Below are 14,369 nucleotides of genomic sequence, written 5' to 3' on the forward strand. Positions count from 1 at the left end.
ATGCTCCTCGATGAGAACATGGCGCCATTGCCGATAAGATCTGAATTGTTGTTGGTTGCAGCCGCTACTTGCATTACAAGTAAAGGTACGATGTAACCTAAGCTACATTGCAACCAAAGATACAAAATGTCGTAGCTGATATAGAGACTTGCAGTGACTATGCCAACAAAACAATCATTATAAGCAATTAATAAATAAGGGGTTAATTAGCTTCAACTTTCGAATCTACAAGAGGTTACGCACAGAAAAAGCCCCAAAGCACCATTTTGGTGCTGGAGCTGGTGCGACTTCAATTGTGGAGGGTGTGGACAAAACGAGCCAAGGTTAAACTAGTTGATGAACGAGTTTTTCTATGGAGATCCCTCTCTCCATAGCTTGCTTCTGTAATATGTTATGAGCCTCTGATTCACTTAACCCAAGGCGCTGCAGCTCAGCTTTCGCCTTTGCCAGCAACTTTTGCGCTTGAAGAGACGACTCGAGCGCTATCATTTTATTTACCTGTTCACTTGCTAGAGAAAACCTCAGACGAGAGAGTTGAATGATGCTTAATAACCTCTGAGGATCGAGCTCGCCGGGAACAAATGTGACACGTCCGCACTCGAGCAATCTCGATACCCCTTCATCCTGCCAATGCGCGGCATTCACTATCATAGGGATAGCCGAAAAGCGCAGTAACCTGAGTAAGAAACAGATATCTTGCTCTGTCAGACTCGCGGTAAAAAATAATAGCTGATCATCTTTTGCTGAAAGAGGCATACTTTCCAACGCCCGCAATGAAGTGAGTGAGATGATGTCATTACAGTCACTGCTTACATTCATTTCGGGTATCGATCGCAAAGCATACTGATAGTTATCTGGTGTCTGCCCACGTGATTCAAGTGTTTGGCAAAAAAGTGGATCTAACCAGGTGAAAATTCGCATACCGCCTCCCTTATTTCGATGAGCACCAATACCTAAGCCACGTCAAAAAATGCTTTTCACAAAACCATTCTAAAGCTCAGCAGACCCTATGCACCAAGGGTTTACTCAAAACATCATGGCGGCCGAACCAACTCGTTCGTGCAAGTGCTTCGGCGTCACTGAAGTGTTCAGATCGTCCATTGAGCAGATACACCATAGCCAAGGTGCCTATCACACTCGCATCAGCAAGCTGCATGAGCTTCTCAGCGCTCTCTTGCTGATGAAACATAAATCGATAAGCCTCATCACTTCCCGACTTTGATAGCCACACCTCAGCAAGTAGTTTGGGGGCTTGCTCTGACTCCAACTGAATAGTTGAAGTTAAGGTATTGAGCCCGATAACCCCCTCTAACAGGGTAGGAATTGAGACTTTATCTCTGCTCTTTTTATCTCTGCTATGATTGGTGACTATCGTCAACTCTGTAGTGATCCTTGGGTTTATTTCGCTTTCGCCCTGCACCCCTTTAAAGATTCCGACTCGCTCCAGAGACCTGCATTCATAGATGCTCTCATATAAAGGACTGTGACCGCAGTCAATGATTTTATCAGCAGGGTAAGCGGCCATAATCGCAGCTATCTCGGCGTGTAACTCATCTAACCCCGGATGAAAGTAGCTTCTCACGCTAACGGGTGCATTACCCGGATTTGTGCAGCGTATCGCCGTTTGGAAAAGACTTCTCAGACCAAGCTCTTGATGCAGATGTCGAAACTTAGCCACCAGCGGCGAGAAACAGTCGGCATCGACATAGCAGATCCCGCCACTATCCAATGCGGATTTGGCTTCAATCGCGGTCGATACTCTCGGGATATCTAATGCAGAGACAAAGGCGGCGATATGTTTGCGATGACTCAGAGATTTAGGATCCCCATGAAGCAGTACCCGTTCTCCCTGAGCCGCCAGCACTTTTGCGGCCAACAATAACCAGGGAAGTAGCTCACGTTTACCGGCATAACAGGGCCAGTCAATTGTCGGTTTAACTTCGGCCCACTGTTTTTCTATCGTCGACTTGATGCCGATTGCGACGCCGGATATCTCTGAAGCGCTTTCCCCCCTAACCCGCATCAACATCAATGCCGCAGCAAGTTGAACCTTGCTGCCTATACCGGAATGAAAACCTGAGATCAGCAATATTGACTCATTTAAGGTTAACTCCCTGGCACCTTTCGCTCCGCGACCCAGGGCCTTTATCAATGCCTGATACGCTTGCTTCATAGCTATTCCCCGGCTTTCGCCACGCGGACAAGAGCAGATTCAGCCCTGTTATCACCCAAGCTATCCATTAAATCGGATAACTCCCTACCCACAGCAACCACTTCACCGACAATCATTAGCGTGGGGCCGACAAGCTTAATTTTTCGTGCAGCATCGGCCATATTGCCTAAATTGGCATAAGTTAACCTTTGTGTTGGTCGAGCGCCGTTACTGACAAACGCCACCGGAAGTTGAACATTTGCGCCGGCTTCTAACAAACCATGGGCAATATTTGCCGCCTGCTCCTTGCCCATATAAAACACTAAGCTGGTTTGAGCCGACAACAAAGATTGCCACCTTAGTGGATTATCATCAAAAACGGTGCCAGTCACCAGAGTCACAGATCTGGCCACACCTCTGTGCGTCAACGGGATCCCAGCACTGGCTGCGCACCCAAGTGCAGCGGTCACCCCCGGAGTGAATTCACTTGCAAAGCCATTTCTGGCTAGAAATAGCGCCTCTTCACAACCTCGCCCAAAGACATTTGGATCTCCTCCCTTTAAGCGAACAACACTCATGCCACGCCGCGCACATTTAAGCAGTAGATCATTGATATCATCCTGTGTGCTACTCGGCTGACCACAACGCTTGCCGACAAAATGCATCTCACAGGCTTCGGTAGCCAAATTAAGAATGTCATCACTGACCAGAGCGTCATAGATGATGACTTCCGCCGATGATATTAACCGAGCAGCCTTAAGTGTCAGCAGCTCAATATCACCACAACCCGCACCGACAATAGCCAGCTTATAGGGTTGCGCCTGACTAATTTCGGTTTTCAGTACGCCAGTCAGTTCAAAGATTTCAGCAGTTTTCAAAACAGGCCTCCGCTAATGCCCCCTCGCCATTCACTGAATCTTTATCCATGCATTAATTCGATCAAGGGGTTATCTACAAGTTCGATGAAAGAAGTATTGCAACCGACATACCAAAATCTAACTCACTGTTTTGTTTAGACTAAGATGTCGACATAGTGAGATAGTTAGATTGATTGAACAACAAGAGCGCATGGCTTTGCACCAAAAGTGCACAAGTGGAAACGTAGGTTAAAGGTTTCTATGTATAACGGGGAGAAGTCGGAAATGCTGTTGAGAAGTGAATTTATGCAAAAGTGCCAGATACAAAAACGCCAGCTCATGGCTGGCGTTTTAAATGATTTACCGTAGAAAACGACTTAAGCGTATTACTTAAGTGTAGATTCCGCAGTACGGCCATCATCATGACAGCTATCACAAGCTGGCTTATCACCCACGTTCATGTCATGTGGAGCATGACAATCGGCACACATAAGGTTGCCTTCGTGTGGTTGATGAACGGCGTCCATCTCTTCCAGAGTGCCATGACAGCTTTGACACTGTTCAAACTCATATGCACCATCTGCAGAAGGCTCGCCATCGGCATGACATGCTTCACAACCATCCATCTCAGCGTGCATTTCTGCAAGCTCTTGTGATTCAGCCATAGCCGCCGGAGATAAAGCCAAAGCGGCTAAACCAGCACCAAATAACGCACTTAAAATTTTCTTGCTCACTATAAATATCCTCTATAAGAGACAACATAGTGGAGTTTTATTCTTGATCTAACCCCATCTTGCTATCAAAAGTCTTAGCACGACCTTGCATAAAATAGCTAAGGAACTGCAAAATCGCAACTTTTCTGCTTATATTACTTTAGCAAGTGCCCTCAGAAGAAAACGTGCGCTCAATCAAATAACTCCCTGCTTAACCAAACAATAAAGCCATTAAGGTGACCTTTGTCACACTTTTTCTATGCAATTCTGAATAGTGTCCGTTAGGGTAACATTTTGATATCTGTGTACAGACGACTCAATAAATATGCAGTTAATTCCTAAGCTTTTTGATAAACAATTGTACTTCGCTTAGACCGCCAAAAACAAAAAACGGGAGCCAAGGCTCCCGTTTTTTTATTTCGACAGGCCTTACGCCTGTGCGATCGACTAATCGATTAGCTCGCTCTTAACGCGGCGATACGCTTTTCCAGAGGTGCGAGTGAAATTCATCATCATCTCAACTCACCAACGCACCAAGAATTAGCTCGCTCTTAATGCAGCGATACGCTTCTCAAGAGGTGCGAGTGAAATTCATCATCATCTCAATTCACCAACGCACCAAGAATTAGCTCGCTCTTAACGCGGCGATACGCTTCTCAAGAGGTGGGTGACTCATCATCATTTCGGCCATCGACTTTTTGCCGTTGATACCAAATGCGGCCATTTGAGCTGGCATAGCACCGGTTTCAGGACCTTGACGCAGTCGGTCGAGTGCAGCAATCATCTTCTCTTTACCAGCCAGACGAGCTCCGCCCTCATCCGCTTTAAACTCACGAATACGGGAGAAGTAGGCCACAATCATAGACGCGAGAATACCAAACAGCATATCCAACACGAACACGACACCCATGTAAGCAAACATACCCAGGCCTTCACCCTCTTCATCATTACTGGCAACGAAGTTGTTGATGATCCCGGCAACGACACGTGCAGCGAAGATAACGAAGGTGTTAACCACACCTTGGATCAGGGTCAGGGTCACCATATCACCGTTAGCGACATGACTGACTTCGTGTGCAAGGACGCCTTCAATTTCATCCTGGCTCATACCATAGAGCAAACCACTACTCACTGCGACCAGCGAGTTATCTTTACTCGGGCCGGTAGCAAAAGCATTGAGCTCAGGAGATTGATAGATAGCCACTTCAGGCATCTTGATACCGGCTTGCTCCGACTGGCGGGCAACGGTTTCAACTAACCAACGCTCGGTGTTATCACGAGGTGTGGTAATAACCTCACAACCCATGGTTTTCTTCGCCATCCATTTAGAGATAGCCAAACTGATAAATGCGCCGCCAAAACCAAAAATAGCAGCAAACACGAGTAAGCCACCCATGGTCGATGTATTAACCCCTAGAATCGACATCACGATAGAGGCCACAAGTAAGATTGCCATGTTCGTTGCAATCAATAAAAAAATTCGCTTCATTTAAGCTCCTGTAGAGTACCTGAGTACCAGATTTTGCGTTCTTAAAGACATAATATGTCCAAAAAATGAGAATTCAAGGGAGGAAGAGTAAGAATATGTATAAGCGAACAAATTCGACTCAATTCGGACTCACGACAAAACCACTAAATTTAAAGAATGTGCAGTCTAGGAGGCTTACATTAAGCTAATCTTAAAAATATAAGCTCTCTACTGTCAGCAGATGCGTATCGGCATTAATCTTTGTTAATATGGTTTAAATTTAGATCACAAGGGATTGAATATGAGTATAAACGCCTTACTTCTCTCCAGCTCACGTGTTGGAGACACGCCATACCTTGCCCACGCCATCCCCTTTATTAAACCCTTAATTGCTGAGTTGGCAAACCGGATCAAGCCACAAAATCAAAAATGGCTGTTTATTCCCTATGCCGGTGTCAGTATCAGCCACGACGCTTATCTGACTAGGGTCATATCCAGCTTAGCCGAGCTCGATATTGAAATAAGCGGGATCCATCAATATGACGATCCCAGACAGGCGATAGTGCAGGCCGATGGAATATTAGTGGGTGGAGGGAATACCTTCAATCTGCTTCATAAGTTGTACAAGCACGATCTGGTAAAACTGCTCACCAGCAAGGTGAGTGAGGGCACGCCATACATAGGCTGGAGTGCGGGCTCAAATATTGCCGGCCTCAGTATTCGAACCACCAATGATATGCCAATTGTTGAACCCAGCTCCTTCAATAGCCTTGGGCTACTTCCCTTCCAGCTTAATCCGCATTACACCAACTATCAGGCTCCGGGACACAACGGTGAGACGCGGGCGCAGCGGTTACTCGAATTTACCTGCGTCGATCCTGATACCCCCATCGTCGCCATTCAGGAAGGCACAGCACTATGGCGGCAAGGAGACAAGTTATCACTTATCGGCGACAAGCAAGCATACCTGTTTTGTGGCCTGCAGCAGGAGATCCCGATACCGGTTGGCAGTGAGCTTTCACACCTGCTCATTCCCCATAGTGAGAGTGAATAAACTCCCCTCTTACCGATATTAATTCACTGAAAAGAAAAAAGCGCATTCGATGAATGCGCTTTCTAGACTTTAACTAAACAGACCCTATTTAGTCTTTGTAGATCACCGTTGTTGACTCGAATGGAAGTGTCTCTAGTACCTTCTTATGATCCGCATAATCGATAAAAGAGCGTGCATCGGTATTACAGATATCTGCACCGCCGTCATCACAACTTGGCGCAGCGCCCTCATAAACGACACTGAATTTACCACTGCCATCATCGAAGGTCAGGTGATCGACCGCGTAAGCCTTGTAGTTATCGCCACTTATCACTATGTCGACGCGATCGGTCGATGTAAGCTGCGCCTCACCCAGGGCATTCCAGCCATCGTTACCACTGGCATTATAGTTATTAACGATAACGACATATTCACCCGAGTCTTGAATCGCTTCCCAGCTTGGCTCAGTTTCGGTGCCGGTATTTAACTCCAGCTGACTGATATGACCGCTTTGCTGTTTCACATCTTCGGTGAAGGTGTAACGCATGCCGCCTACATAGGGGAATTTACCGGCATGGCTACCTTCAGGAAGGGTCGCGTCTATGGTGCTAGTTAACAGATCTTTGAGCACGACACCATTAATGGTCAAGACTGAAAGGTAGTTAGCAAAGGGAAGCATCTCGAGACTTGCGTTGCCCTCTCTGAACTCACCGGCATCGATATTGGTTCTGACACCTCCGGCGCCAACGAGACCAATTTGAACAGTCTTACCGGTTACCGACTTAACGCCCTCCTGATTAGCCCAGTAAACCATGCCTTCACCGATCAATGGTGCGACATCAGAGCCGTGCATATCGGTGCCCTTGTCACCCGGGCGGCGCTCATGAATAATATCTTCAGTAACTGTGGCTACCACTTCACCATAAGCCTTTTCAACCTCTGGCTTATAGGTCGCGTCGATATGCGCTCGAAGCGCGACATCTTCATCAACATCATCGATCTGCTTACTCGAATCGATAAAGTTCTCAACCTTTTGATGGGCATCGCCTGTCAGTAAACTGTCAGATTCACGCATGGCATCGCTGTAATAGGTTTCATTAGACAGTAAGGTGTTGTGCCCATTACATGTCAGCAGTTCACCCTTATCATCGAAGCTTACACTCGCCTGACCTATGGCTTGTGCATATTGTCCGGCCTGAACGATACAGGTCTTACCCACTTCATCTTTTTGGGTAACAAGCTGAGCATACTGACCGTTATCTCCATGTCCAAGCTCGGTAAAGTCACCCAGCAGCGTATGTGAGTGGCCACCGACGATCACATCGATACCCGTTGTACCGGCCGCCAGCTCAACATCGCGCGCATTGCCGATATGAGACAATACGATAACCTTGTTAACCCCTTTCTCTTTTAGCTGATCGACCGTCTTTTGAGTGGTTTCAATCTCACTTGAGAATGTCGCCTCACCGGTGCCGGTGGCAATCGTAGGCATATCTTCGAGCACGACACCAACGACGGCTACCACTTGCTCACTCGCCGTTGCATCGCCGATCATAGCAATTCTACGTTTAACGGCCCCGTCAAATGCAAACAACTGATAAGGTAAAAGGTTAGACAAACCACTGAGTGCAGGATCGTTGTCTGCATTCATGTTATTAGCTAGCAGAGGGAAGTTTACGGCATCGATAAAGGAAGCCAGCTTAGTGGTATCCAGATCGAACTCATGGTTACCCAGCGCCATCGCATCTATGCCCATCTGCGACAGCAGATCGGCATTGGCCATACCATCATTTAGTTTAAAATAGGCGGTGCCCTGCCAAGCGTCTCCACCGTGCAGGAATAGCAACGGCTCTTTAGCCTCTGCCGCATCTTCCTTTATGTCGTTGGCAGCCTCGAGCACCCTTGGGTAGCCGCCAAACTCGTTAAACACGACATCTCCCTCTTCTCCCATGGAGAAACTGGATTTAACCGGATCGAAGTTGGAGTGAGTATCGTTGACATGTGCAATAGTAAGGCTAAATGCCGCATTATTGTCATCATCGTCACTTGAACACGCAGATAGTGCAGTAAGTAAAGCAACAGCTAATATCGTTTTCTGTAGTTTCATTGTTATTTCTTCTTTATTAAGACCCGAAATGAAAATATCAGAATAAAAAAGAGTGAGCTACAACAAAAAAGCTTAACAACCAGCAACTTAAACATAATGTCCGTAACAGCAAGCACACAAAGAAAGCCACAAACAATTAACTCGACGCAACATAAGTGATATTTAGTATCGATGAATTGATTTTTTAAAATCAAACAGAAATAAAAACAAATTTGATATATTTAAATGATATATAAATGTTTTCTGGTTTTTCTAATAAAGGATTTCAACAGCTGATTTGGTAACAATTAATTTGTTCATTATTCACTAGCCGTATCGCAAAAATGATAAATATATAACGAATTCTATCCAGCAAACTCCATCACACTATAACTATTCAACGTTTTATCTCAGCAGTGTTAATGTTATTAACAACCTAATGGGATGGAGGTATGCCTTTTGAACTTTTGATGAACGAAGCTTGCACCGGGGCTGTCACAGAGGGGGGATAGATATGGTATAGAGGCCCTCGATGAGCTTATATCAGAGAGTCGACACTCAGATAACTTGCGGCTGTCTCTACGCTCAAATCCTGCAGATGAGGCACTACACCTAAACAGGGCGCACTCATCAATGACTGCAAGCTATCCAGGTTCTCCTCGAGACAGCTGGTGTCGCCATCGACAATGTTGGCAACCCAGCCCGCTATCTCTAACCCGTCGGCTTTGATGGCTTCCTGTGTCAGCACGGCATGATTCAGGCAACCAAGTTTAACCCCAACCACTAAGATCACAGGCACAGAAAGGAGCTTCACCACTTCTGACAGATAACGTCCTTCGCCTAAGGGTAAGCGCCAGCCCCCCGCGCCTTCGATGATACACAGCTCACTTGTATCCCGGCTTTCCAGTACAGCATTCAATCGCTTGAGTATCGACTCGGGAGAGATATCGATGCCGATTTGGCTGGCGGCAATGTGCGGGGCGATCGCCGGTTCAAATGACACCGGGTTAACCGCAATGTAATCCAGCTCGATAGTCGACTCAGCCATTAGACTCAAGGCATCACTGTTTCTGAGGCCATGTTCAGTTATTTCACAACCGGAGGCAATCGGCTTAAGTCCCAGGGTATGAACCCCGCTCTCTTTGGCGCGGTTAAGCAGCGCCGCACTGATAAATGTTTTACCGCAGTCGGTATCGGTACCCGTAACAAAGTAGATCATGATTTACCTTTTATCGTTTTACTGCACGAATGAGCGCTATCTGATAGGTCAAGGGGATACCTTGTGGCGTTCTTAAACGTTCCGCTTGCTCGATGAGCTTCACCCAGTCGCCTCGCCCACGTATACCATGATTGACCATAGACCTGGACTGACTACTCACTTTGGCATCGGCATGAATTGAAGCCCCGACCCCCTTGATAGAGTAGAGTAAACTCTTGAGATCATCGAAGTAGACCGTCATAGGCTCAAGAGTGGACGAGAAAACTTGCCACTCTTGTGCATCGAACTGTGAGCTTATCTCAGGCAAAGCACGGAACTCATTGGCCCTGAATCCTAGCTGCGTCAACTCAGGGAGGCTCCCCTGTGCCACCATGGCCAGATGGTACTCTCCCGATGGTTTAAGAACCTTCGCGGTGCTGTGAAAGGACTGCGACAGGTCATCGCACCACTGCAGGGCCAAGTTTGAATACACACTGTCAATACTGTTTTCAGGCAGTGGAATCGATTTAGCGTCGGCACATAGCGTCTCATAGTTAGGGTAGGTTTTCTTAAGCTGTTCAAGCATACCTTCGGCAATATCTAACGCTATCACAGAGGAGACATCTGCAAACTGACTGAAATCTGTGCCCGGCCCCGCTCCGATATCGAGTAAGGTTCCGGTGGGTTTTATGCCATTAAACAGGGCATCACGGGAGAGTTGTTGCAAACAGTTATGCCTGTGATAGGTTTTAGCCGCGGCAGAGAACCGCTCAGCGATCACGCTGTTATCGACTATCCGTGTTTTCCCATGATTCACTACTTCGGGTTTCATCAATCTACACGCTCACTTTCATACAACTATTATTAATTCAAAGCTCATTCATTTTACTGTCATGCAGCTGTCTGTTATTAATCTAAAGTATTTCTCTAAAAATATTTGGCTAAAATGCTTCTGGCTAAAAGTATTTATCTAAAGCTTGGCCTAGGCCTGATCTGAAGCCACACCTAAAGCCAGAGTCAAGGCGCTGACGAGCCTGTCGATCTCATCATGTGTGTGCAGCGCCGTAATGGTTATCCGTAATCGGGCGCTGCCCTTAGGCACAGTTGGCGGGCGTATCGCACCGACCCAGATCCCGGATTCCTTTAACTGCTGAGCTACCGACACCGTTTTATCCACATCACCTATGATCAGCGGTTGAATGGGGGTCATCGACTCTGTCAACGTGATGTTTGCCTGCGAGCAAGCTCGTTTAAAGTATTCGATGTTATCCGCAAGAGTGAGTGCACGAGTATCAGAGCTCTGAGCCAACTCTACCGCCGCCAAGGCGACACAGGCATTAGCCGGAGAAAGCGCCGTCGAGTAGATATAATCCCTGGCGTTAGCGACTAAGAAGTCGATTAACGCCTGATTGCCCAGAATCGCAGCCCCCTGACAACCCAGAGCCTTACCGAAAGTCACCACCTGCACATCGGCAAGTTCGGCGCTGACAGGAACATAATTGTCAAGGGCAGCTTGAATGCCAAAACCATGAGCATCATCGACAATCAACCAGGTATTATCTCGTTTGCAAGAGCTTGATAGCGCCTCAAGCGGCGCCATATCGCCATCCATGCTGAATATGCTCTCGGTGATAACGGCCTGGGGAGAATATTTAGCTATGAGTCGATCAGCACTTTGCATATCGTTATGCAGAAAACGTTTAAATGTCGCCTTGCTGTCGGTTAAGCCATCGATAATCGAAGCATGAACCAATTTATCGGCTATCACAGTATCACCATGACCGAACAAGGTTTTCATCAATGCTGAGTTAGCGCTGAAGCCTGAACAGAACAACAGCCCCGATTCATGCCCGGTAACTTGGCAGAGCGCTCGCTCTAAGCTCGCGTGTGCCTCGCTATACCCCGTAACTAATGGGGAAGAGCCGCTGCCGACACCATATTTTTTGGCACCACTATTCAGTGAATCCAGCAGTTGCGGCGCCTGAGACAAGCCAAGGTAATCATTGCTGCTGAAATTGAGGTAGTGCCTGCCATTCAAGGAGAAATCTACCGACTCCCCCTCTGTGGGCGATAAGGCCTGTCTGCGCCTTAACAGGCCGGCATAGTTAAGCTCGGCCTGTTGCTTCGCTATCTTGTCGGACAGAGAGTGTTTTTGAAGCATAGATTCACCGCTAACATCAGACACAGATTCAGCCCCTGCCTTTTTAACCCCAGCCTCTTTAACCACAGCTTTTTTTATCACAGCCTCTTTAGCCACAGCTTTTTTTATCACAGTAATTAGAGTGCGCCGGCGTCATAAAATGCACCAGTTTGCTTATCCTTAATGGCATTAGCCTTGGCGCTCGCCTTGGCGCTCGCCTTGGCCATCACCTCTTTATCATCTTCTACGGTGGCATATTTACCCTGCTCCGGGTGCAAACCCAGGCGCTTAAACAGGGTCATATCTTCATTCTCTTCAGGGTTATTGGTCGTAAGGAGCTTACAGCCATAGAAGATAGAGTTAGCACCGGCAAAGAAACACATGGCCTGCATCTCATCGGTCATCTTCTCACGACCTGCTGACAGGCGTACCCGGGAAAGAGGCATAATGATTCGAGCCACGGCGATGGTACGAACAAACTCGAGAGGGTCGAGATCGTCTAAGTTCTCAAATGGTGTCCCGGCCACCTTAACTAACATGTTGATAGGAACGGAATCCGGATGCTGTTCCATATTGGCCAGCTGCTGCAGCAGACCGGCACGATCACTCGCCTGCTCCCCCATGCCGACGATCCCGCCGGAGCAGACTTTCATGCCTGCGGCGCGAACATTGGAAAGGGTATCAAGCCTGTCCTGATAGGTGCGGGTAGTGATGATGTCGCCGTAATACTCAGGCGAGGTATCTAAGTTATGGTTGTAGTAATCGAGTCCGGCCTCGGCCAGCTCTTCTGCCTGGCTGCCTGACAACATCCCCAATGTCATACAGGTTTCCATGCCCATCGCCTTAACTTCACTCACCATATCTTTCAGATAGGGCATATCACGAGCGTGGGGGTTACGCCATGCCGCCCCCATACAGAAGCGTGAGGCCCCGGCGGCTTTGGCACTACGGGCCTCGGTCAGCACCTTTTCGATCTCAATCAGGCGCTCTTTCTCAAGGCCGGTATCATAACGGGCACTTTGGGGGCAATATTTACAATCTTCCGGGCAGGCACCGGTTTTAATCGATAGCAGTCGGCTGATCTGAACTTCGTTAGGATCAAAAACCTGACGATGTAATGAATGCGCCTTAAACAGCAGATCATTCATAGGTAAAGCAAAGAGTGCTTCAATTTCATCACGCTTCCAATCGTGGCGTAGCTGTATATCAGACATTTAACTTACCCTTCTCACTCAATATATTTCTTTTTTATGTTGCCTAGGATACCTGTAGGTCGTAATCTGTCAACGCCAACCAGATAAACAGGTTTACTAACGGTTAAAATATGAACGATGCTAATTTGCAAAAAAATCAGCCCGAAACCTCACCTATTGACTTTGAATTTGATAAACAACATATCTGGCACCCCTATACCTCGATGACCCAGGCACTGCCCACTTTCGGCGTTGTCTCGGCAAAGGGCTGCGAGCTCACACTCGACGACGGTAAAGTCTTAGTCGATGGCACCAGCTCCTGGTGGGCCTGCGTACATGGCTACAGCCATCCGGCCATTCTCGATACGATGCAGCAGCAACTCAGTACCCTAAGCCATGTGATGTTTGGTGGGATCACCCACCAGCCGGCTGTCGAGCTATCTAAGAAACTTGTTGGTATCACCAGCCCCAACCTGACTAAAGTCTTTTTGGCCGATTCGGGGTCTATTGCCGTAGAGGTGGCACTTAAGATGGCGCTGCAATATTGGCAAGGCAGAAACCAGCCTCAAAAGCAGCGCATCCTTACCGTCAAATGTGGCTACCATGGTGATACCTTCGCCGCTATGAGTGTGTGCGATCCCGAGGGGGGCATGCACACTATGTTTGGTGACAGCGTCACTCAACATGAATTTGTCTCCGCGCCTCAAAGCGGGTTTGACGAGCCACTATTAAGTCACGATCTCGATGAGATGCGCGCTAAGCTCATTTCTCAGCACAGTGAAATCGCCGCCGTGATCATAGAGCCGATTCTTCAGGGTGCCGGCGGCATGCGCTTCTATAGCCCGCAGTATCTTGTCGAACTTCGTAAACTTTGTGATGAGTTCAACGTCTTACTTATTCTCGATGAGATAGCGACCGGCTTTGGCCGCACCGGAAAACTGTTTGCCTACGAACATTCCACCATTGATGGACAGAGCGTAGAAGCCGACATCCTCTGTGTGGGTAAGGCCCTGACGGGGGGGTATATCTCACTCGCCGTGACCATGTGCAGTGATGAGGTAGCACAAGGGATCAGCGACTCTCCTGCCGGTGTATTCATGCATGGGCCTACGTTTATGGGCAATCCGCTGGCCTGCGCCGCCGCCTGTGCAAGCCTGGATCTCCTCGCCCAGGGTGATTGGCAAGATCAGGTAAGGCACATCGAACGTCAGATGAAGATAGAGCTCAAGGACGCCATCGATTATCAAGAGGTCAAAGATGTCCGGGTATTGGGCGCCATCGGCGTTATCGAGATGAACTCGACGGTGAACACCGCCGAGCTTCAACAGGAGTTTGTCGACCTTGGTGTATGGATCAGACCTTTTTCCAACCTAATCTATATCATGCCGCCTTTCGTTATCACTTCGGCTCAGCTCACCAAGCTGACGTCGGCGATGAAACGCGTTGCCAAAGGGATAACTGCCGGCAATAAAGAGACAGGCTTTATCAGCCACGGCTGAAGCATAGCGATAAAGCCAGATGACAGACCC

General features: G+C 47.8%; 12 protein-coding genes. 2 read left to right on the forward strand and 10 right to left on the reverse strand.

The window, feature by feature from the left end; all coding sequences use genetic code 11:
* Positions 1-324: 324 nt before the first annotated feature.
* The 5 genes from EKG39_RS12170 to htpX all read right to left on the reverse strand — a co-directional run bounded on the left by EKG39_RS12170 (position 325) and on the right by htpX (position 5,211).
* Positions 325-921 (reverse strand): ANTAR domain-containing response regulator, encoded by a 597-nt coding sequence (locus EKG39_RS12170; RefSeq protein ID WP_126506016.1) that lies wholly within the window; start codon positions 919-921, stop codon positions 325-327.
* A gap of 76 nt (positions 922-997) precedes the next feature.
* Complete coding sequence (locus EKG39_RS12175; protein ID WP_126506017.1) at positions 998-2,173, reverse strand: glycosyl transferase; 1,176 nt, start codon at positions 2,171-2,173, stop codon at positions 998-1,000.
* 2 nt (positions 2,174-2,175) lie between these two features.
* Positions 2,176-3,030, reverse strand: a complete 855-nt coding sequence (gene cobA / locus EKG39_RS12180) for a uroporphyrinogen-III C-methyltransferase (protein WP_126506018.1) — start codon at positions 3,028-3,030, stop codon at positions 2,176-2,178.
* Between the two features lie 365 nt (positions 3,031-3,395).
* Positions 3,396-3,743, reverse strand: coding sequence for a tetraheme c-type cytochrome CctA (gene cctA / locus EKG39_RS12185; protein ID WP_126506019.1), 348 nt, complete (start codon positions 3,741-3,743; stop codon positions 3,396-3,398).
* A gap of 604 nt (positions 3,744-4,347) precedes the next feature.
* The gene (htpX, locus tag EKG39_RS12190; RefSeq protein WP_126506020.1) at positions 4,348-5,211 is read right to left on the reverse strand and encodes a protease HtpX; all 864 of its coding nucleotides are present in this window, start codon (positions 5,209-5,211) and stop codon (positions 4,348-4,350) included.
* 280 nt (positions 5,212-5,491) lie between these two features.
* Between htpX and pepE the strand changes: the two genes are divergently transcribed.
* Complete coding sequence (pepE, locus tag EKG39_RS12195) at positions 5,492-6,244, forward strand: dipeptidase PepE (RefSeq protein ID WP_126506021.1); 753 nt, start codon at positions 5,492-5,494, stop codon at positions 6,242-6,244.
* Positions 6,245-6,332: 88 nt separating this feature from the next.
* Here pepE and EKG39_RS12200 read toward each other — a convergent pair whose 3' ends face one another.
* From EKG39_RS12200 to bioB, 5 genes are all read right to left on the reverse strand, one after another.
* Positions 6,333-8,330 carry a bifunctional metallophosphatase/5'-nucleotidase gene (locus tag EKG39_RS12200; protein WP_126506022.1) on the reverse strand — a complete coding sequence of 666 codons (1,998 nt, stop codon included), beginning with the start codon at positions 8,328-8,330 and terminating at the stop codon, positions 6,333-6,335.
* 517 nt (positions 8,331-8,847) lie between these two features.
* Complete coding sequence (gene bioD / locus EKG39_RS12205) at positions 8,848-9,525, reverse strand: dethiobiotin synthase (protein ID WP_185817593.1); 678 nt, start codon at positions 9,523-9,525, stop codon at positions 8,848-8,850.
* 13 nt (positions 9,526-9,538) lie between these two features.
* On the reverse strand, positions 9,539-10,339 hold the full coding sequence (locus EKG39_RS12210; RefSeq protein ID WP_126506024.1) for a methyltransferase domain-containing protein: 801 nt from the start codon (positions 10,337-10,339) through the stop codon (positions 9,539-9,541).
* 150 nt (positions 10,340-10,489) lie between these two features.
* Complete coding sequence (locus EKG39_RS12215; RefSeq protein ID WP_126506106.1) at positions 10,490-11,668, reverse strand: 8-amino-7-oxononanoate synthase; 1,179 nt, start codon at positions 11,666-11,668, stop codon at positions 10,490-10,492.
* Between the two features lie 116 nt (positions 11,669-11,784).
* A complete protein-coding gene (gene bioB / locus EKG39_RS12220) occupies positions 11,785-12,861 on the reverse strand; it encodes a biotin synthase BioB (protein WP_126506025.1) in 1,077 nt (358 codons plus the stop codon).
* Positions 12,862-12,971: 110 nt separating this feature from the next.
* Here bioB and bioA point away from each other — a divergent pair, with 110 nt between their 5' ends.
* Positions 12,972-14,339: an adenosylmethionine--8-amino-7-oxononanoate transaminase gene (gene bioA, locus EKG39_RS12225; protein WP_126506026.1), complete on the forward strand. Its 1,368-nt coding sequence runs from the start codon at positions 12,972-12,974 to the stop codon at positions 14,337-14,339.
* The last annotated feature ends 30 nt before the right edge of the window (positions 14,340-14,369 follow it).

It is taken from the genome of Shewanella atlantica (genome assembly GCF_003966265.1).
In the GTDB taxonomy this organism is placed as follows: domain Bacteria; phylum Pseudomonadota; class Gammaproteobacteria; order Enterobacterales; family Shewanellaceae; genus Shewanella; species Shewanella atlantica.